19 protein-coding genes and 1 pseudogene are annotated in these 20,277 nt (G+C 60.4%); 15 read left to right on the forward strand and 5 right to left on the reverse strand.

Going from position 1 to position 20,277, the window contains the following annotated elements; genetic code table 11:
• Positions 1-9: 9 nt before the first annotated feature.
• The 9 genes from lpdA (at position 10) to F8N21_RS04290 (ending at position 8,222) form a co-directional block, all read left to right on the forward strand.
• On the forward strand, positions 10-1,395 hold the full coding sequence (lpdA, locus tag F8N21_RS04250; protein WP_150640937.1) for a dihydrolipoyl dehydrogenase: 1,386 nt from the start codon (positions 10-12) through the stop codon (positions 1,393-1,395).
• A gap of 277 nt (positions 1,396-1,672) precedes the next feature.
• Complete coding sequence (locus tag F8N21_RS04255; RefSeq protein ID WP_150640938.1) at positions 1,673-2,692, forward strand: branched-chain amino acid aminotransferase; 1,020 nt, start codon at positions 1,673-1,675, stop codon at positions 2,690-2,692.
• A 211-nt stretch (positions 2,693-2,903) separates the two neighbouring features.
• Positions 2,904-3,077: a periplasmic nitrate reductase, NapE protein gene (locus F8N21_RS04260; protein ID WP_150640939.1), complete on the forward strand. Its 174-nt coding sequence runs from the start codon at positions 2,904-2,906 to the stop codon at positions 3,075-3,077.
• 34 nt (positions 3,078-3,111) lie between these two features.
• Entirely contained in the window at positions 3,112-3,372 is a 261-nt protein-coding gene (locus F8N21_RS04265; protein WP_150640940.1) for a chaperone NapD, read from the forward strand.
• Positions 3,369-5,873, forward strand: coding sequence for a nitrate reductase catalytic subunit NapA (gene napA / locus F8N21_RS04270; RefSeq protein ID WP_150640941.1), 2,505 nt, complete (start codon positions 3,369-3,371; stop codon positions 5,871-5,873). The genes F8N21_RS04265 and napA overlap by 4 nt, the downstream gene beginning before the upstream one ends.
• Before the next feature lie 11 nt (positions 5,874-5,884).
• Positions 5,885-6,370: a nitrate reductase cytochrome c-type subunit gene (locus F8N21_RS04275; RefSeq protein ID WP_150640942.1), complete on the forward strand. Its 486-nt coding sequence runs from the start codon at positions 5,885-5,887 to the stop codon at positions 6,368-6,370.
• Between the two features lie 9 nt (positions 6,371-6,379).
• Positions 6,380-6,976: a cytochrome c3 family protein gene (locus F8N21_RS04280; protein ID WP_150640943.1), complete on the forward strand. Its 597-nt coding sequence runs from the start codon at positions 6,380-6,382 to the stop codon at positions 6,974-6,976.
• A gap of 85 nt (positions 6,977-7,061) precedes the next feature.
• Positions 7,062-7,601, forward strand: a complete 540-nt coding sequence (locus F8N21_RS04285; RefSeq protein ID WP_150640944.1) for a cytochrome b — start codon at positions 7,062-7,064, stop codon at positions 7,599-7,601.
• Between the two features lie 48 nt (positions 7,602-7,649).
• Entirely contained in the window at positions 7,650-8,222 is a 573-nt protein-coding gene (locus F8N21_RS04290) for a YceI family protein (RefSeq protein WP_150640945.1), read from the forward strand.
• 336 nt (positions 8,223-8,558) lie between these two features.
• Here F8N21_RS04290 and F8N21_RS04295 read toward each other — a convergent pair whose 3' ends face one another.
• Both F8N21_RS04295 and F8N21_RS04300 read right to left on the reverse strand, forming a co-directional pair.
• Positions 8,559-8,897 (reverse strand): FKBP-type peptidyl-prolyl cis-trans isomerase, encoded by a 339-nt coding sequence (locus tag F8N21_RS04295; protein ID WP_150640946.1) that lies wholly within the window; start codon positions 8,895-8,897, stop codon positions 8,559-8,561.
• Entirely contained in the window at positions 8,894-9,094 is a 201-nt protein-coding gene (locus F8N21_RS04300; protein WP_150640947.1) for a hypothetical protein, read from the reverse strand. Before F8N21_RS04300 ends, F8N21_RS04295 begins: the two co-directional genes overlap by 4 nt.
• Positions 9,095-9,098: 4 nt before the next feature.
• Between F8N21_RS04300 and F8N21_RS04305 the strand changes: the two genes are divergently transcribed.
• The 3 genes and pseudogenes from F8N21_RS04305 to F8N21_RS04315 form a co-directional block, all read left to right on the forward strand.
• Positions 9,099-10,442 (forward strand): sensor domain-containing diguanylate cyclase, encoded by a 1,344-nt coding sequence (locus tag F8N21_RS04305; protein WP_150640948.1) that lies wholly within the window; start codon positions 9,099-9,101, stop codon positions 10,440-10,442.
• Positions 10,443-10,587: 145 nt separating this feature from the next.
• Positions 10,588-12,393: a monovalent cation:proton antiporter-2 (CPA2) family protein gene (locus F8N21_RS04310; RefSeq protein ID WP_150640949.1), complete on the forward strand. Its 1,806-nt coding sequence runs from the start codon at positions 10,588-10,590 to the stop codon at positions 12,391-12,393.
• A gap of 264 nt (positions 12,394-12,657) precedes the next feature.
• A pseudogene (locus F8N21_RS04315) lies at positions 12,658-12,866 on the forward strand (DNA alkylation repair protein); the annotation flags it as partial.
• A 31-nt stretch (positions 12,867-12,897) separates the two neighbouring features.
• Here F8N21_RS04315 and F8N21_RS04320 read toward each other — a convergent pair.
• The 3 genes from F8N21_RS04320 to F8N21_RS04330 all read right to left on the reverse strand — a co-directional run bounded on the left by F8N21_RS04320 (position 12,898) and on the right by F8N21_RS04330 (position 15,616).
• The gene (locus F8N21_RS04320) at positions 12,898-13,971 is read right to left on the reverse strand and encodes an NAD(P)-dependent alcohol dehydrogenase (protein ID WP_150640950.1); all 1,074 of its coding nucleotides are present in this window, start codon (positions 13,969-13,971) and stop codon (positions 12,898-12,900) included.
• A 46-nt stretch (positions 13,972-14,017) separates the two neighbouring features.
• Positions 14,018-14,590, reverse strand: coding sequence for a GNAT family N-acetyltransferase (locus tag F8N21_RS04325; RefSeq protein ID WP_150640951.1), 573 nt, complete (start codon positions 14,588-14,590; stop codon positions 14,018-14,020).
• Positions 14,591-14,701: 111 nt separating this feature from the next.
• Entirely contained in the window at positions 14,702-15,616 is a 915-nt protein-coding gene (locus F8N21_RS04330; protein ID WP_150640952.1) for a LysR family transcriptional regulator, read from the reverse strand.
• Between the two features lie 134 nt (positions 15,617-15,750).
• Here F8N21_RS04330 and F8N21_RS04335 point away from each other — a divergent pair, with 134 nt between their 5' ends.
• The 3 genes from F8N21_RS04335 (at position 15,751) to F8N21_RS04345 (ending at position 20,241) form a co-directional block, all read left to right on the forward strand.
• Positions 15,751-17,403, forward strand: coding sequence for a GMC family oxidoreductase (locus F8N21_RS04335; RefSeq protein ID WP_150640953.1), 1,653 nt, complete (start codon positions 15,751-15,753; stop codon positions 17,401-17,403).
• A 347-nt stretch (positions 17,404-17,750) separates the two neighbouring features.
• Positions 17,751-19,373, forward strand: coding sequence for an MFS transporter (locus F8N21_RS04340; protein ID WP_150640954.1), 1,623 nt, complete (start codon positions 17,751-17,753; stop codon positions 19,371-19,373).
• 538 nt (positions 19,374-19,911) lie between these two features.
• Positions 19,912-20,241, forward strand: coding sequence for a hypothetical protein (locus tag F8N21_RS04345; RefSeq protein WP_150640955.1), 330 nt, complete (start codon positions 19,912-19,914; stop codon positions 20,239-20,241).
• The last annotated feature ends 36 nt before the right edge of the window (positions 20,242-20,277 follow it).

The following is a 20,277-nucleotide window of genomic DNA, read 5'->3' on the forward strand; positions in this document are numbered from 1 at the left end:
GGGGCATGCATGCAACAGACTCTGAACACCAGGCTGCTGATCATCGGTGGCGGCCCTGGCGGTTATGTGACGGCGATTCGTGCCGGTCAACTGGGCATCTCGACCATTCTGGTTGAAGGCGAATCTCTGGGCGGTACGTGCCTGAACATCGGCTGTATTCCGTCCAAGGCGTTGATCCACGTCGCCGAACAGTTTCACCAGACTCAACATCACAGCCAGCACTCGGCGTTGGGCATCAGCGTTTCGGCGCCGACCCTCGATATCAGCAAGAGTGTCGAGTGGAAGGACGGCATCGTTGATCGCCTGACCACCGGCGTTGCGGCGTTGCTGAAGAAAAACAAAGTCCAGGTCATTCAAGGCTGGGCGAAAGTGATCGACGGCAAGACTGTTGAAGTCGGCGACACGCGGATTCAATGCGAGCATCTGGTGCTGGCCACTGGCTCGAAAAGCGTCAACCTGCCATTGCTGCCGATTGGCGGGCCGATCATTTCCTCCACCGAAGCCCTGGCGCCTGATTCCGTGCCAAAACGGCTGATCGTGGTCGGCGGCGGTTATATCGGTCTGGAACTGGGCATCGCCTATCGCAAGCTCGGTGCCGACGTCAGCGTAGTCGAAGCTCAGGACCGCATCCTGCCGGCCTACGATGCCGAGCTGACGCAGCCTGTACAGGATGAACTAAAAAAACTCGGCGTGAAGCTTTACTTGAAACACAGCGTCGAAGGCTTTGATTCACAAGGAAATACCCTGAAAGTTCGTGATCCGAACGGTGACACCCTGAACCTGGAAACCGATCAGGTGCTGGTGGCCGTCGGTCGCAAACCCAACACCCAGGGCTGGAACCTCGAAGCCCTGAACCTGGACATGAACGGTTCGGCGATCAAGATCGACAACCGCTGCCAGACCAGCATGCGCAACGTGTACGCCATCGGCGACCTGAGCGGCGAGCCGATGCTCGCCCACCGGGCCATGGCTCAGGGCGAAATGGTTGCCGAGCTGATCAGCGGTAAAACCCGCGAGTTCAACCCGACCGCTATTGCTGCCGTGTGCTTTACCGACCCCGAGCTCGTGGTGGTCGGCAAGACTCCGGACGAGGCCAAGGCTGCCGGGTGGGACTGCATTGTTTCCAGCTTCCCGTTCGCGGCCAATGGCCGGGCGATGACCCTGGAGTCGAAAAGCGGCTTCGTGCGGGTCGTTGCGCGGCGCGACAATCACCTGATTGTTGGCTGGCAAGCGGTCGGTGTGGGCGTTTCGGAGTTGTCGACGGCGTTTGGCCAGAGCCTGGAAATGGGCGCTCGGCTGGAAGACATCGCCGGCACCATCCATGCACATCCGACTTTGGGCGAAGCGGTGCAGGAAGCGGCGATGCGAGCCTTGGGGCATGCATTGCACCTATAACCCCGTAGCAGCTGACGAGCAACGCGAGGCAGCGTTCGGCGGCGAAGCCGTCGCAAAACCTGCCACCGGGTTTTTTCAGACGAACCGCATCAGCCGGATTACGACGACTTCGTCGCCGAACGCAGGCTCGCGCTGCTCGCCAGCTGCTACGGATCGCTGCTACGGATCGCATTTACGGGCTGCGATTTAGCCCCAGAATGAAGTATTGTTGTACCCATCCAGAAAAACGTCAGAAGCCTTGAACCGTTGCGACGGTTGTTAAGCGATAGAGGGTGTCATGGGTAACGAAAGCATCAATTGGGACAAGCTCGGTTTTGACTACATCAAGACAGACAAGCGCTATCTGTCGCACTGGCGCGATGGCGCCTGGGACAAAGGCAACCTGACTGAAGACAATGTGCTGCACATCAGTGAAGGCTCCACTGCCCTTCACTATGGCCAGCAATGCTTCGAAGGGCTGAAGGCCTATCGCTGCAAGGACGGTTCGATCAACCTGTTCCGCCCTGACCAGAACGCCGCGCGCATGCAGCGCAGCTGCAGCCGTCTGCTGATGCCGCACGTGCCGACCGAAGACTTCATCGAAGCCTGCAAGCAAGTCGTGCGCGCCAACGAGCGCTTCATTCCGCCTTACGGCACCGGCGGCGCGCTGTACCTGCGCCCGTTCGTGATCGGCGTGGGCGACAACATCGGCGTGCGCACCGCGCCCGAGTTCCTCTTCTCGATCTTCTGCATCCCGGTCGGCGCCTACTTCAAGGGTGGCCTGACCCCGCACAAGTTCCTGATCTCCAGCTACGACCGCGCCGCGCCACAAGGCACCGGTGCGGCCAAGGTCGGTGGCAACTACGCCGCCAGCCTGATGCCCGGCTCCGAAGCCAAGAAGGCGCACTACGCCGACTGCATTTACCTGGATCCGATGACCCACACGAAAATCGAGGAGGTCGGCTCGGCCAACTTCTTCGGTATCACCCACGACAACAAGTTCGTCACGCCGAATTCCCCTTCGGTGTTGCCGGGCATCACCCGTCTGTCCCTGATCGAGCTGGCCAAATCGCGCCTGGGCCTGGAAGTGGTCGAAGGTGACGTGTTCATCGACAAGCTGTCCGACTTCAAGGAAGCCGGCGCCTGCGGGACTGCCGCAGTGATCACCCCGATCGGCGGCATCAGCTACAACGACAAATTGCACGTATTCCACAGCGAAACCGAAGTCGGCCCGATCACCCAGAAGCTCTACACAGAACTGACTGGCGTGCAAACCGGCGATATCGAAGCGCCAGCAGGCTGGATCGTCAAGGTCTGATCTGCCGGGGCCTGGCCCCATGCGGCACTCAGCCCACCCATCGCTTCGGCGGTGGGTGGGCTTTTTATTGCACGGCAATCGCCAATGCCGGGCTTGCCGGCACCTCAACACTCCGCGCTGCGGCGACCGTTAGTCGCTCTCAGGGTAATGCAGCCGGTCCCTGCACGAACATCATCTAGTCTGAGAGCAACACTCAGCTGGAGTTTGACCGATGTCGTTAGCTGATGAGCGCCTGCCCCACTCCGACCGAGGTAAGGAAACCCGGCTGTTCCTCTTCCTGGTTGCCTGCCTGTTCCCCATGCTCTCCATCGCTCTGGTCGGTGGGTATGGCTTCTTCATCTGGTTTATTCAAATGCTCTTCGGTCCACCCGGGCCACCCAACTGATAGCACCTTGTTTGAGTCTATTGGGAGCACGGACATGGATAAACCTTTGCATATTGCCAGCCTGGTGGTGCTTGCCCGTCCCGAACTGTTCGAGGCGGTGAAAGCCAACCTGCGCCTGTTGAAAGGCCTCGAACTGCATCAGGAAAGTCCTGCGGGCAAACTGGTGGTGGTGCTCGAAGCCGAAGATGAAAGCCAGATCCTCGACTGCATCCAGCAGATTGGCAACCTGCCGGGGGTACTCAATGCCGCGTTGATCTATCACGAAGTTCTCGAAGACACTGGAGAGGTCGTATGAGCATGACTCGCCGGGAGTTCGTCAAGGCTCAGGCCGCCGCTATCGCCGCCGCCGCGGCCGGTCTGCCGATTGTCACGTCCTCCAGCAACCTGATCACCGACGCCGAGATGGTCACCCTGGACTGGAACAAGGCGCCCTGTCGTTTTTGCGGTACCGGCTGCAGCGTCATGGTGGCCACCAAGAATAACCGCGTGGTTGCTACCCACGGCGACGTCAAGGCCGAGGTCAACCGCGGACTGAACTGCGTCAAGGGCTACTTCCTGTCAAAGATCATGTACGGCGTCGACCGCCTGACCCAACCGCTGCTGCGCATGAAGGACGGCCAGTACGACAAGCAGGGCGAGTTCCAGCCGATTAGCTGGGATCAGGCCTTCGATATCATGGAGTTGAAATTCAAGGCGGCGCTAAAAGCCAAAGGCCCCGAATCCGTGGGCATGTTTGGCTCCGGGCAATGGACGGTGTGGGAAGGCTACGCCGCCAACAAACTGATGAAAGGCGGCTTGCGCAGCAACAATATCGACCCCAATGCGCGCCACTGCATGGCCTCGGCGGTGATGGGCTTTATGCGTACTTTCGGCATGGACGAACCGATGGGCTGCTACGACGACATCGAAGCGACCGATACCTTCGTGCTGTGGGGCTCGAACATGGCCGAGATGCACCCGGTGCTCTGGAGCCGGGTCACCGATCGCCGGCTGAGTCAGGCGCATGTCAAAGTGGTAGTACTGTCGACCTTCGAACATCGCAGCTTCGAACTGGCCGATATTCCAATGGTGTTCAAGCCGCAGACCGACCTGCTGATCCTCAACTACATCGCCAACCACGTCATCGAAAGCGGCTCGGTGAACCAGAGTTTCGTCAGCAAGCACACCCGCTTCGCCAAGGGCACCGATGATATCGGCTACGGCCTGCGCCCGGACGATCCGCGAGAAATGCAGGCGAAAAATGCCGCCAAGGCCAACACCTGGACCGATATTTCCTTCGAACAGTTCGCCGACTTCGTCAAGCCTTACACCCTGGAACGCACAGCCAGGGAAACCGGGGTTTCCACCGAACGCCTCAAGGCCCTGGCAGAGCTGTATGCCGATCCCAAGCGCAAGGTCGTGTCATTCTGGACCATGGGTTTCAACCAGCACACCCGCGGGGTCTGGGCCAACAACCTTATCTACAATATCCACCTGCTCACGGGCAAGATCAGCGAGCCGGGCAACAGCCCCTTCTCACTGACCGGCCAGCCCTCGGCGTGCGGTACCGCCCGTGAGGTCGGGACTTTCTCCAACCGCCTGCCCGCCGATCTGGTGGTGACTAATCCCAAGCACCGCGCCACGGCGGAAAAAATCTGGAAGCTGCCGGCCGGGACCATCCAGGAGAAGGTGGGTTTTCACGCCGTGGAGCAGAGTCGCATGCTCAAGGATGGCGTGCTCAACGTCTACTGGGCGATGTCCAGCAACAACATGCAGGCCGGGCCGAACATCATGCAGGAGGTCCTGCCGGGGTGGCGCAATCCGGAAAATTTCGTGATCGTCTCGGACGTCTACCCCACCGTGTCCGCCCAGGCCGCGGACCTGATTCTGCCCAGCGCGATGTGGGTCGAAAAGGAAGGCGCCTTTGGCAATGCCGAACGGCGCACCCAGTTCTGGCACCAACTGGTCAGCGCGCCGGGCGACGCCAAATCCGATCTGTGGCAACTGCTGGAATTTTCCAAACGCTTCACCGCCGATGAAGTCTGGCCCGCCGACTTGCTCGCCAAGGCACCTGAATACAAGGGCAAGACCCTGTTCGAGGTGCTGTACAAGAACGGCCAGGTCGACCAGTTCCCGATCGAGCAACTGGAAGCCGGATACAAGAACGATGAAGCCAAGGTTTATGGTTTCTACCTGCAAAAAGGTCTGTTCGAGGAATACGCCCAGTTCGGCCGAGGACACGGCCATGACCTTGCTGATTTTGACCGTTACCACAGCGAGCGCGGGTTGCGCTGGCCCGTGGTAGACGGCAAGGAAACCCGCTGGCGTTACCGCGAGGGTTATGACCCTTACGTGGAAAAAGGCAGCGAAGTGCAGTTCTACGGCTATCCGGACAAGAAGGCGATTATTTTCGCCCTGCCCTATGAGCCGCCAGCCGAGATGCCGGATGACGATTATCCGTTCTGGCTGAGTACCGGTCGGGTGCTGGAGCATTGGCATACCGGGAGCATGACCCAGCGCGTCGAGGAACTGTACAGGGCGGTGCCGGACGCGCTGGTCTACATGCATCCGGAGGATGCCAAGGCCTTGAATGCGCGGCGTGGCAGTGAAGTAAAAGTGATCAGCCGACGCGGTGAAATGCGCGGTCGCATCGAAACCCGCGGGCGCAACAAGCCGCCGCGCGGCCTGGTGTTCGTGCCGTTCTTCGACGCCAACAAGCTGATCAACAAGGTCACGCTGGATGCCACCGACCCGATCTCCAAGCAGACCGACTACAAGAAGTGTGCGGTGAGGATCGAGCTGATCAGCGCGGCCTGAGGAGGACCTTCATGAGTTACCGCTTGCTACCCGTGCTGTTGCTCGCCACCTTCGGCCTGGCGGTCGCGGCCCAGTTCGACTACCCGCTGGACGCTCCCGGGCCGGACGGCCGTCGACCCGGCGGAATACTGACGCAAAACCAGCCAACGCCACCCATCGCGAACGACGAGAACAAGGACCTCAAACGCGAGCGCAATTACCCGGACCAGCCGCCGACCATTCCCCACACCATCCGCGGTTATCATATCGACAAGAACAGCAACAAGTGCCTGTCCTGCCACAGCCGCGCCAACAGCGCGCGCAGCCAGGCACCCATGGTCAGCATCACCCACTATATGGATCGCGACGGCCAGGCACTTGCCGCGGTCTCGCCGCGCCGCTACTTCTGCAATCAGTGCCATGTCCCGCAAAAAGAGGTCGCGCCCCTGGTGGGCAACAGTTTCGAGAACATCGACAAAGTATTGCAAGACGAAGCCAGTGCGCCAGCGAAACCCTGAGGAGAGGTCATGAAATCATTGCTCGCCCTGCTCAAGGACTACTGGGGCGTCCTGCGTCGTCCCAGCGTCCATTACAGCCTGGGGTTCCTCACACTCGGCGGGTTTATCGCCGGGGTCATCTTCTGGGGTGGCTTCAACACCGCGCTCGAAGCGAGCAATACCGAGAAGTTCTGCACCTCCTGCCACGAAATGCGCGACAACGTATTTGTCGAACTGCAGGAGACCATTCACTACAGCAACCGCTCCGGCGTACGCGCCACCTGCCCGGACTGCCACGTGCCCCACGAATGGACCCACAAGATCGCGCGCAAGATGCAGGCCTCCAAAGAGGTCTGGGGCAAGATTTTCGGCACCATCAGTACCCGCGACAAATTCCTCGGGATGCGCCGTGAACTGGCCGAGCACGAGTGGGCCAGGCTCAAGGCCAATGATTCGCTGGAGTGCCGCAACTGCCACAACTTCCAGTTCATGGACTTCACCCGCCAGAGCAAGCGCGCCGCGAACATGCATTCCACGTCCCTCGCCGCTGGCCAGGCGACCTGTATCGACTGCCACAAGGGCATCGCACACAAACTGCCGGATATGAGTGGGGTCAAGGGCTGGTAAACAGCTGCCGGTCACCCGATATGGCCAGGGTCTACAGGCTCATCGCTGGTTTTCCCGGGAACCCGGCCGTCGAGGCGCAACACTCATGAATCAGCGTTACACGGCCACCGCGATTGCTTTCCACTGGCTGATGGCTCTGGGGCTGATCGGCGCCTTCGCGATTGGCTTCTATATGCCCGATCTTGCGCTGTCGCCGACCAAGCTGAAGCTCTACTCATGGCACAAGTGGGCCGGCGTGACCCTGTTTCTGCTGGTGCTGCTGCGTCTCGCCTGGCGCTTGCTGTATCCCCCTCCACCGTTGCCGACGAGCATACCCGCGGTATTACGCTTCACCTCCGTGGTCATGCACTGGCTGCTGTATGCACTGATGATCGCGATTCCCCTCAGCGGCTGGCTGATGAGTTCGGCACAAGGTTTCCAGACTGCCTGGTTCGGGGTACTGCCGCTGCCGGACGTGCTGGACAAAGACGCCGCACTGGGTGAACGTCTGCAGGAGCTGCATGAGGTGCTTAACTACCTCTTGGTGGGCTTGGTGATCGTCCATACGAGCGCTGCGCTCAAGCATCACTTCATCGATCGCAACGACGTGCTCACGCGCATGCTGCCGCTCAGGAACAAGGGCTGACCCAGGGTATTTCAGTTAATGAAGCTCGTGCTCCGACCGGAGAGTTCTATGAATGATCGGTTCCTGCGTTCTGCCGCCCTGGTCGCCGCGCTCATGCTCGGGCCCCAGACCGGTGCCCAGGCGGTCCACTACAAGCAAGTGAATCCCGTTGCCAGCCAGATTTCCTTCACCTATACCCAAATGGGTGCGCGGGTGTATGGCACGTTCGGCAAGTTCGACGCCACACTCGACTTCGACTCGGCCAACCCCACGGCGGCCCACGCCGAGCTGACCATCCAGCTCGACAGCATCGACGCCGGCACCAGCGACGCCAACAGCGAGCTGCAGAAACCCGCCTGGTTCAACACGGCGGTGTATCCGCTGGCGAAGTTCGAATCGAGCAGCGTCAAGGTACTCGACAACAACCGCTATCAGATTAGCGGCAAACTCGCCCTCAAGGGCCGCACCCGCGACGTCAAGGCGCTGGTGGTTTTGAAACCGCAGCACTCCATCGGCGTATTCAGTGGCGAGTTCATCCTCAACCGCGCCGATTTCAGCATTGGTGAAGGCGAATGGGCGGATATCGGGATCATATCCAATGAAATCCTGATCAAATTCCGCGTCGTCGCCCCGGAGCAATGAGCTCTTTTCCATCTCCTCGATGGGTATAGGTATCTACACAACATTGGCTGAGTTCGTAGCAGCTGCCGAGCCTGCGAGGCTGCGTTCGAGCCGGGGTCGCGCTCGACCGAAGTCCTCGCAAAGCCTGCGTACGCGGCTTGCTCGAAAGAACCCGTTGCCTGATTTAACGACCCGTAGCAGCTGCCGAGCCTGCGAGGCTGCGTTCGAGGACGAAGTCCTCGCAAATCTTGCGTACGCGGTTTGCCTGAAAGAACGCGCTGCCTGGTTTAACGACCGCTTCGCGGCCGAACGCAGCCTCGCAAGGCTCGGCAGCTGCTACGAACGTGTAGATACCGATCAATCGTCCCGGGTCAGCACTTCCAGCAACTCGATTTCGAAGGTCAGGTCCGAATTGGGCGTGATCGCGCCCATCGAGCGTACGCCGTAGGCCAGATGCGCCGGCACCCAGAGTTTGCGCTTGCCGCCGACTCGCATGCCCATCAGTCCGAGGTCCCAGCCCTTGATCACCCGACCGGTGCCAATCACGCACTGGAACGGCTTGCCGCGCTCATAGGAGGAGTCGAACGGGGTGCCATCCTCGAGAAAACCGCGGTATTGGGTGGTAATCAAGGCGCCTTTGACCACTTCTTTACCGTCGCCCAGTTGAATGTCTGTCACCTGCAATTCGCTGCTCATTGCTCACTCTCGTTGATTCGGTAGCCCTGGATGGCTCCAGATGCAGGGTTTTCCCAGAATTTTCGCGGGTTGGCAACCTTCATGAGCGCCACAACTGTTTCGCGGCTTTCGGGAAAAACCTGTTGTACTCCAGGGTGTGGATTAAGATAGCCGACAGCCATTACTCCCAGAGTTTCAATACACCATGTCGTTTTCACTCACATGACCTATGCCTGGCTCAGCCTTTGCGCGGTTCTCCTGATACTGGCGGCAGTTGCCGTATGGGTTCGTCACGAGCGCAGCCTGCAACATCGTCTGGCCCAGTATCGGGAACTGCTCGAAAGCCTGCCGGACGGGGTGATCCTGGTCAATGCCGATGGCCTTATCCAGCAGCAGAACAGCGCGGCAGCACGACTGCTGGATAGCGACGACGCTCTCCTGGTCGGCTCGCCTCTGTCCAGTTGGTTGCCGCACTTGAATGAAACCCTGGAGCAACGTCAACGCACCCTCGCCACCCGCGCCAATGGCCAACAGCGGGCGATCGAGGTCACTCGCTTGCCCGCGACCGACAGCGCCAATTCCATCGTGCTGGTTCATCGCAGCAAGCAGTACGGTCACTCGCCAGAGGATGCCGAGCGCTATAAACGCAGCCAGTATTTCGCCCGCATCGGCACTTGGGACTGGGATGTCGATACCGAGCAGCTGTATTGGTCAGAGGCGATCTACGGCATGTTCGGCTACAAGGTTGGCGAAGTGACGCCCTCCTATGAACTGTTCTGCAGCTGCGTGCACCCGGAGGACCGGGCTCAGGTGCGGGCCGGTGAGTTGCGCTGCCTTGAAACTGGCGATAACCACGACGAGGAATACCGGGTCATCTGGCCGGACGGCAGCATTCATTGGCTGCGGGAAACCGGCAACGTGGTGAAAAACACCGACGATTCGACGGTAAAAATGATGGGCGTGGTCCGCGACATTACCGAGGAAAGGGCCTCGGCCAGCCAACTCCAGCACTTGGCACACTTCGATCTGCTGACCGGACTGCCCAACCGCCTGGCCCTCGAGGCCCGCTTGTCCAAGGCCCTGGAACAGGCACGGCTGAACGATACACGGGTGATACTGGTGTTTGTCGACCTCAACAGTTTCAAAGAAATCAATGACCATTTCGGCCACGCCGCCGGAGACCGGGTGCTGGTTACCACCGCTACCCGCCTGAAGAAAATCCTCCGTTCAACCGACACCGTCGCCCGCATCGGCGGCGACGAGTTCGTGGTCATTCTCGAAGGCCTGCCCCAGGGCAAGAGCCTGCAAGACGAGGCCCACAGCATTTGCGAGAAAATCTTCATCGAACTATCGCCCCCCGTCACCATTGGCAATGACCAGCGGCACATCGGCACCAGCCTCGGTGTCGCGGTGTTCCCCGACCATGCCCCGAGCATGGACAAACTCATCCACATCGCCGACTTGGCGATGTACGAGGCCAAGCGCAGCGGGAACAACCAGTATCGGTTGGGTTGTAGGAGCGAGCTTGCTCGCGATGGACTCAAGGGCAGCGCGTTTATTCAATAGATACGCGTTATCGTTAACGTCCATCGCGAGCAAGCTCGCTCCTACAACCCGCTGCACTATCCCCCCTACCCCGGTAGAATCCGCACTCAACCAGGACTGGCCGCGCCAGTCTGCATCAATTGTGCGAAACACCCAGGAGTCAGTCATGCCCCATGAAGGCAACCTATTGCAAGCCGCCGTGGTTTTTCTGTTTGCGGCGGTGCTGGCCGTTCCCTTGGCCAAGCGCCTGCAATTGGGGGCGGTGCTGGGCTATCTGTTCGCCGGGGTGATCATCGGCCCGTCGGTGCTGGGGCTGATCGGCAACCCACAAAGCGTCAGCCATATCTCCGAACTGGGGGTGGTGCTGCTGCTGTTCATCATCGGCCTGGAGCTCTCGCCACGACGGCTGTGGGTGATGCGCAAATCGGTGTTCGGCGTGGGCCTGGCGCAGGTGTTGCTGACCGGGTCGGTGATCGGCGTCCTGGCTTTGTTCGTCTTCGGCCAGCCACTCAACAGCGCCATCGTGCTGGGCCTGGGCCTGGCATTGTCGTCCACCGCGTTTGGCCTGCAGAGCCTGGCCGAGCGCAAGGAGCTGACCAGCCCTCACGGGCGACTGGCGTTCGCCATTCTGCTGTTCCAGGACATCGCCGCGATTCCCTTGATCGCCATGGTGCCGCTGCTGGCCGGCGGTGATCACAGCACCACCGCCGCCCAGGACTTGAATCACGGCCTGCAGGTGCTCGGCAGCATCGCCGTGGTGGTGATCGGCGGGCGTTATCTGCTGCGCCCGGTGTTTCGCGTGGTGGCCAAGACCGGTCTGCCGGAAGTCTCCACCGCCACCGCGCTGCTGGTGGTGATCGGCACGGCGTGGCTGATGGACCTGGTGGGTGTCTCCATGGCACTGGGCGCGTTCCTCGCCGGTTTGCTGCTGGCCGACTCGGAATACCGACACGAACTGGAAGCGCAGATCGAACCCTTCAAGGGATTGCTGCTGGGGCTGTTTTTTATCAGCGTCGGCATGGGCGCCAACATCAGCCTGTTGTTCAGCGCACCGGCCGCGGTATTGGGGCTGACTGTGTTGCTGATCCTGATCAAATTGCCGTTGCTGTTCGTTGTCGGACGGCTGGCCGGCGGACTGGGTCGAGTCAATGCCATACGCCTGGGCATCGTGCTGGCGGCCGGTGGTGAATTCGCCTTCGTGGTGTTCAAGATCGGCCGCGATCAGGGCCTGTTCGAGCCCCATCTGTACGACCTGCTGGTGCTGACCATTACCCTGTCCATGGCCCTGACGCCACTCTTGCTGCTGTTGTGTGCGCGGCTGGTCAAGCCGGCAGTCAAACCGCTGAGCATGCCGCCGGAATTCCGCGAAATCGAGACGGATGCGCCGCGGGTGGTGATCGCCGGCATGGGCCGCATGGGGCAGATCGTCGCGCGGATCCTGCGGGCGCAGAACATCAAGTTCGTGGCCCTCGACACTTCGGTGGAGACCATTGAACTGTCCCGCAGTTTTGGCGGGGTGCCGGTGTTCTACGGCGACCCGATGCGCCCGGAGATTCTCAAGGCCGCCAAGGTCGAGCAGGCGGAATTTTTCGTGATCGCCACCGACGACCCGGACACCAATATCAAGACCGCCGAACTGGTGCGCAAACTCTACCCGCACATGAAAATCATCGCCCGCGCGCGCAACCGTCAGCACGTTCATCGGCTGGTGGATGTCGGCGCGCAAGCGGTGCGGGAAACCTACTATTCGAGCCTGGAAATGAGTCGGCGCACCCTGGTCGGGCTCGGCCTGAGCCAGACCCAGGCCGATGCCCGCATCAAGCGCTTCACCCACCACGACGAACAGGTGCTGGAGGCCCAGCATGCAGTCTATGACGATGCCGCCAAGGTCCAGCAAACCGCCCAGGAAGCCAGGGGCGAACTGGCGCGGTTGTTCGAAGCGGATCAGCTGGAGGAACAGTCCAAGGGGTGAGCAAGGGTTTGATGGTGGATATGAGGGCCTCATCGCGAGCAAGCCCGCTCCCACATTCTGTGCAGGATGCAGAATGGGTGACAAATAGAGATCCAGTGTGGGAGCGAGCTTGCTCGTGATGGACGATGACGCGGTCTATCAGGTAACAAACAACCAAGGACTCCACCGGCATTTACTGCAAAGCGACTTTGAGCGCGCCCTGGCGCTGATGAACCAGTGGTCGCTGGACGACAACGAGCATGTCCGGCGCCTGGCCAGCGAAGGCTCGATTACGTCAAAGCCTCAGGCAGCACCTCGGCGAAAGTCTTCAAACTCAAGGGCCTGACCCTGGCTGCCAATGCCAGGGAAAACATCAGCCGGGCCCAGCACATTCGCCAGCTGACCACCCGCAAGCACTATGCCGGCAAGCACGCCGTGCACATCCTGGTGAACGGCGAACGCTTGCCAGCAGCGCGTTCGAGATTCTCGACTGAGGCCCTCGACGGCTGAAACGCAGCGGTGTTTTCAAGGCGTAATGGCGACCTTCAGCACGCCATCGCGCTGGCTGGCGAACAGCTCGTAAGCCGCTTCGATGTCATCGAGTTTGAAGCGATGGGTCACCAGGGGTTTGAGATCGACCTGGCCACAGGCAACCACTTCCATCAAGCGCCGCATGCGTTCTTTCCCGCCGGGGCACAGCGTGGTCACGATGCTCAGGTCGCCCAGCCCTGCGGCGAATGCATCGAGGGGGATGCGCAGGTCCGACGAATAGACCCCAAGACTCGATAAGGTACCGCCGGGGCGCAACACCCGCAGCGCCGATTCGAAGGTGCCCTGGGTTCCCAGGGCTTCAATGGCCACATCAACCCCGCGACCATGGGTGATGGCCATGATGCGCTCGACCACATTGCCGTCCTTGAAGTCGACAGTATGGGTCGCGCCCAACTGGCGGGCGACACCCAAGCGTGCGGGCAAGGTATCGATACCGATAATGGTGGTGGCGCCCATGAGCCGTGCACCGGCGATGGCACACAGGCCGATGGGACCCAGGGCGAACACGGCGACCGTATCGCCAATCTCGACCTTGCCTCTTTGCGCGCCGGAAAAGCCTGTGGACATGATGTCCGGACACATCAGCACTTGTTCATCACTGAGGTTGTCGGGAATCGGGCACAGGTTGGCAATGGCATCCGGCACCAACACATATTCCGCCTGACAGCCGTCGATGGTATTGCCGAACTTCCAGCCACCGGCGGCACGAAAACCGTGGCGAGTCCCCGCACCGTCCTGAGACGAACAACCGCAGAGGCAGGCATAGCTTTGGCCGCTGGGGGTGATGGCACCGGCAATCACCCGTTGCCCTTCGACGAATCCAACGACCTGCGAGCCGAGCTTTTCGATCACGCCCACCGGTTCATGGCCGATGGTCAGTCCCTTGGCCACCGGGTACTCGCCGCGCAGGATATGCACATCGGTGCCGCAGATGGTGGTGGTGGTAATACGTACCAGTGCGTCCAGCGGACCCACCTCGGGAATCGGTTTGTCGTCCAGCACGATGCGGTTTTTCTCGACGAAGATCGCCGCTTTCATTTTTGCCATTGTGTTGACTCCTGTCCTTTAAATCTGCGCAAGGCGTTACCGACAGTCACTTGCCAAGATCGAGTTCATGGATGATTTCGCTAAACCCCTCGCTGGGATAGCGGCTGGTGAAACCAAGGTTTCTCGCCAGGCAATGCATGCCGTAATTGGTCGCCATATCGGTCGAGGCCATGATCTTGAACCCGTTGCGCCGCGCGGCATCGATCAAATGCCCGCCCAACAGGGTTCCGAGGCCCAGACGCTGCCATTCATCGGCGACCGTTATGGCGCATTCGCATTGGCCCGCACCGGGTGTCGAGGCGTAACGGCTGACGCCGATTTCCAGCAACTGGCCATCCCTGTGCACCAGCGCGACGTAGGCCATGCGCTTTTCATAGTCCAGGTCCATCATGCGGTCCATCAGGGGCCCATCCGCCTCACTGAAGGTCCCCATAAAACGCAGGCGGCGAGATCCGGCAGACAACTGCTTGATGAACTGAAACTCGCGCTCACGATCCTGCTCCTGAAGCGGGCGGATAAGCACGTGAGCGCCGTTTTTCAGCGGTTCGATCCAGTGTTCTTCAGCATCGTCTGGACAGAAGGTGGCCAGTTTTATGGCGGTTGATTGACCAGTGATCATATTTTTCTCCCGGGCCGTAAGTCAAAATGCTCGCAAGGCCTGGGAGTGTTGTACGGCGGGTAGCGTTTGCCGAGCTGATCTGGATCAATGTTTAGGTGTATTGAGCAGCCTTTACCCACGCAGCCCATAACGCGCCTGATCCAGGCCGAGCAGCAGAGCCTGTTCGCGCTCACACAACTCCACCACATAATCCCACAACACCCGCAACCGCACCGACTTGTGCAATTCGCGCCGGGTGCTGATCCAGTAGCTGCGCTGAATGCTCTCGGCCGGCAGCAACGGAATCAGATCCGGGTCATTGCTGGCCATGTAGCACGGCAACACGGCTATTCCCAAGCCCGAGCGCGCAGCCTGGTGCTGGGCGATCACACTGGTACTGTGGAACACCACCTGCGGGCTGCGGCAGAAGCTGTTGAGGAACATCAATTCCTGGCTGAACAGCAAGTCATCGACGTAGCCGATCCAGGCATGCTGCGCCAGGTCTTCGCGACTGTGCAGCGGTGGCGCACGGTCCAGGTAGGCGCGGCTGGCATACAGCGCCAGGCGGTAGTCGGTGAGTTTGCGGGTGACCAGCATGTCGACGGTCGGGCGCTCGAGGTGAATGCTGATTTCCGCTTCGCGGTTAAGGATGCTGACGAAGCGCGGCACCGCTACCAACTCCACTTCAAGCCCGGGATAGCGCTCGAACAGGCCGTTCATGCGGCTGGCCAGGAACATGATGCCCAGGCCTTCGGTCACCCCGAGACGGATTTTGCCCTGGGGCGCACTGGACCGGGTGATTTCCTCCTGTGCCAGCAAGGCCACGTTTTCCATGGCTTCGGCGTGTTTGAGCAGCGCCTCGCCGGCCGGCGTCAACTGGTAGCCCTGCGCGTGCTGGACGAACAGCGCGGTGCCGAGGCTTCTCTCGATGGCCTCGATATGCCGGGCCACGGTGGCATGGGTGGTGTTCAGCCGCCGTGCCGCGGTGAGCAAACGGCCGCTACGTTGTAACTCGAGAAAAAACCGCAGGTCATTCCAATCGAACATGAGTCTTCCTTGAACGCGCCGCGGGGTACAGCTGTCTAAAAACGCACAGCCACTGAGTAAAAACTAACATTCTTTAAGCGAAAGCTAACAACTAGGATGAATCACAACAAGAACAACAACAGAAGAGGTCATGGATGCAGCCTGTCGTTGATGAATATGACTATGTGGTAGTGGGCGCCGGGCCGGCCGGTTGTTTGCTGGCCAATCGTCTGTCTGCCAACCCTGAGCATCGGGTGCTGCTGCTCGAAGCCGGTGGCCGCGACAACTACCCGTGGATTCATATCCCCGTGGGTTATCTGTTTTGCATCGGCAACCCGCGCACCGACTGGTGCTTCAAGACCGAAGCGCAACCCGGCCTGCAAGGTCGCAGCCTGAACTACCCGCGGGGCAAGGTACTGGGCGGCTGTTCATCGATCAATGGCATGATTTACATGCGCGGCCAGGCCAACGATTACGACAGTTGGGCCGCCGACGGCAATCCTGGCTGGGCCTGGAAGGATGTACTGCCGCTGTTCCGCCAGAGCGAAAACCATTTTGCCGGCGACTCGGAGTTTCATGGCGCTGCCGGCGAATGGCGGATCGAGCGGCAGCGGCTGTCGTGGCCGATCCTCGATGCCTTCCGCGAGGCGGCCGAACAAAGCGGCATTGCCAGCATTGACGACTTCAACCGGGGCGACAACGAAGGCTGCGGCTACTTCCAGGTCAACCAGAAGGCCGGCGTGCGCTGGAATGCCGCCAAGGCTTTTCTCAAGCCGATCCGCAACCGACCCAACCTGACGGTACTGACCGATGTCGAAGTCGACCGCGTGCTGCTGGAAAACGGCCGGGCTTCGGCAGTCAGTGCCCGCTGGCAGGGCCAGCCAAGAACCTGGAAGGCGCGGCGGGAAATCGTCCTCTGCGCCGGCTCCGTCGGTTCACCGAGCATCCTGCAACGTTCCGGGATCGGCCCGCGTAGTTTGCTGCAACGCTTGGGAATTGGCGTCGCTCATGAACTGCCCGGCGTCGGCGGCAACCTGCAGGATCACTTACAGCTGCGGCTGATCTACAAACTGCAAAACGCCCGCACCCTGAACCAGATCGCTGGCAGCCTGTGGGGCAAGATGGGCATGGGTTTGCGCTATCTGTATGACCGCAGCGGCCCGCTGTCCATGGCGCCGAGTCAACTGGGGGCGTTCGCCCGTTCGGGACCGGAGCAGACTTCAGCCAACCTCGAATACCATGCGCAGCCACTGTCGCTGGAGCGCTTCGGCGAGCCATTGCATGCATTCCCGGCGTTTACCGCGTCGGTCTGCGACCTGCGTCCACAGAGCCGCGGCCTGGTGGAAATCCGCTCCACCAATCCCCAGGAGGCACCGCTGATTCAGCCGAACTACCTGAGCCACCCTGAAGACCTTCGGGTCGCCGCCGACGCCATTCGCCTGACCCGGCGCATCGTTGCGGCGCCGGCCCTGGCGCAGTTCAAGCCCAGCGAATACCTGCCGGGCGACGCCTTGCAGACCGACGAGCAACTGTTTGACGCGGCGGCGCGGATCGGCACGACGATTTTCCACCCGGTCGGCACCTGCCGCATGGGCAACGACAAGGACTCCGTGGTCGACGCCCAATTGCGCGTCCACGGCATTCCCGGACTGCGCATCGCCGACGCCTCGATCATGCCGCGCATCACCTCGGGCAATACCTGTTCACCGACCCTGATGATCGCCGAGAAAGCCGCCCAGCTGATACTCGCCCCCAACACAAGGAGCCTCGCCCCGGAAGAAGAACTGCTCACCGAACCGCACGTGTAGGAGCTGCCGCAGGCTGCGATCTTTTCAACGGTCACCACGGTGCCGGGACTGGCGCGAAGATCAAAAGATCGCAGCCTGCGGCAGCTCCTACACAGGCTGCGATCTTTTCAGCGGTCACCACGTTGCCAGGACTGGCGCGAAGATCAAAAGATCGCAGCCTGCGGCAGCTCCTGCGCAGGCTGCGATCTTTTCAGCGGTCACCACGTTGCCAGGACTGGCGCGAAGATCAAAAGATCGCAGCCTGCGGCAGCTCCTACACAGATTTCATCAGGCAATACCGACATCGTGGCGCCGAACATCGCGGCGACAGTGGAACAACAAAAACAATCACTGTAAGGGATACCGATATGTCAGAACATGCTCAACCCCTGGACGCGACACTTGGCGCGACCACCAGCAAGGAAACCCAGAAAGTCATCTTCGCCTCGTCCCTGGGGACGGTGTTCGAGTGGTATGACTTCTTCCTCTACGGCGCCCTCGCGGCGGTCATCAGCAAACAGTTTTTCGCCGGGGTCAACGACACCACCGCGTTCATCTTTGCCTTGATGGCGTTCGCCGCGGGCTTCATCGTGCGGCCGTTCGGTGCGCTGGTATTCGGCCGCCTGGGGGACATGATCGGGCGCAAGTACACCTTCCTCGCGACCATCATCCTCATGGGCCTGGCCACCTTCTGTGTCGGCCTGCTACCGACCTATTCGAGCATCGGCATCGCCGCACCGATCATCCTGGTGGTGCTGCGCATGCTCCAGGGCCTGGCCCTGGGCGGTGAATACGGCGGCGCGGCAACCTACGTCGCCGAGCACGCTCCGGCCGGCAAGCGCGGATTCCACACCAGCTGGATTCAGTCCACCGCGACCCTTGGCCTGCTGCTGTCGCTGCTGGTGGTGCTCGGTTGCCGCTACTTCACCGGCGATCAGTTCGAAGTCTGGGGCTGGCGCATCCCTTTCCTGTTTTCGATCGTGCTGCTGGGGATTTCCACCTGGATTCGCCTGAGCCTGCATGAGTCGCCGGCCTTCCTGAAAATGAAGGAAGAAGGCAAGATCTCCAAGGCGCCGATCCGCGAGTCCTTCGGCAAATGGGAAAACCTCAAGATTGTGCTGATCGCGCTGTTCAGCATCAACGCAGGCCAAGCGGTGACCTTCTATGCCGCACAGTTTTACACGCTGTTCTTCCTCACCCAGTTCCTGAAAATGGACCCGGCCCTGGCCAACGGCCTGCTGATCGTCAGCGTGGTGATCGGTGCGCCGTTCTTCATCTTCTTTGGCTGGCTGTCGGACAAGGTCGGGCGTAAGCCGATCCTGATGCTCGGCCTGTTGCTGGCGACCGTGTTGTACTTCCCGATCTTCAAATCCATTGCCCACTACGCCAACCCGGCAATCGATCTGGCCAGCCGTCAGGCACCGATCACCGTGCTGGCCGACCCGGCCACCTGCACCTTCCAGTTCGACCCGGTGGGCAAGGCGCGTTTCGACAGCCCGTGCGACAAGGTCAAGACCTTCCTGGTTAAACAGGGCCTGCCCTACAGCAGCGCAGCGGCACCGGCCGGCAGCGGTGTCCAGGTGAGCATCGGTGACGTGCGCATCGACGGTTACGACGAAGCCGCACTGCGTGGCGCAGTGACCCTGGCGGGTTATCCGCAACGGGCGGACACCCAGCAGGTCAACAAACCGATGATCGTCGCGCTGATGGTCGCCCTGACCTGTATCGCCGCCATGTGCTACGGCCCGCTGGCGGCGCTGATGGTCGAGCTGTTCCCGACCCGCATCCGCTACACCTCCATGTCCCTGCCCTACCACATCGGCAACGGCTGGTTCGGCGGCTTCCTGCCCACCGTGTCCTTCGCGCTGGTGGTGTACACCGGCGATATCTTCTACGGGCTGTGGTACCCGGTGGCGATCACCGGAGTGAGTTTGATCGTGGGCATGGTCTGCCTGCGGGAAACCAAAAACGTCGATATCGACAAAAACTGAGAACCTTGCCCCTGGGGTTGCATCTGTCTAACAAGCACCTCAGGGGCGAGGCCGAGGCTACGCGGGGCTTTTATGTAGTGCATAAAAATATTCACTACAAAAGCATTGACGACTCGGTTGTCGTTTTGCATTATCGACTCGTCTCTCGGATCGGGAGAGCTGGCATGGGATTACGAACACGCTCGACAGACCGCCGAGCTGTTCCTTGATATGTACTGCCCACAAGGCAGATTGATGAAGCTGATCTGGCAGGACCGTCCAGTACAGGGACGAGAAGCGCTGGCGAGACGTCCTCATGATGCTTGTGGCTGACCTTGTAACGGTCAGCACGGGCATCCGGATTTACGCTGCTTCTCCTCGTTGTGACGGTACCCCGTAGTCGCTTTTCATCAATGCTACATCCATCAAGCCCAAGGCTGGATCTGCACCTGACGGGCACCCTGCCCCGATTGTGCTTCAGGAAACGATTGGCTGATTTGGCAACATCTTTTCAGCGAACCAACCAGACAAGATCAACGAGTGGTCAAGGGGCTTACCAATGAATCTGAACAATCAACCCACTATTGATGAACTGGCTCGACTGTTCGCATCGCACAAAGACAACCACGATAGCCACGTACTGTGGATCTGCAAGTCGGGTGAAGTGCATATCGATTGCCTCGCGCCCCACTCGCAGGAAAGTGAATTCGAGAAGGCCCATCAAAGCATGCTCGCCCGTCTCAGAATGTATCGTCGAGGCCAGGGCTATGTCGGCAAGAAAGCGGCAGCGGACAAGGACTTCATAGGCCAGGTCTTTCAGACCCTGAGCCAGGAATGGAAACTGCTGCAGAATCAGTCCGGCGTGAATCTGCTGGACCGCTACTGCTGAGTACCCTTGCAGTATCGCTGGTCACTTGAGCGTCAG

Source organism: Pseudomonas fluorescens (assembly GCF_902497895.1).
Classification (GTDB): Bacteria; Pseudomonadota; Gammaproteobacteria; order Pseudomonadales; family Pseudomonadaceae; genus Aquipseudomonas; species Aquipseudomonas fluorescens_BP.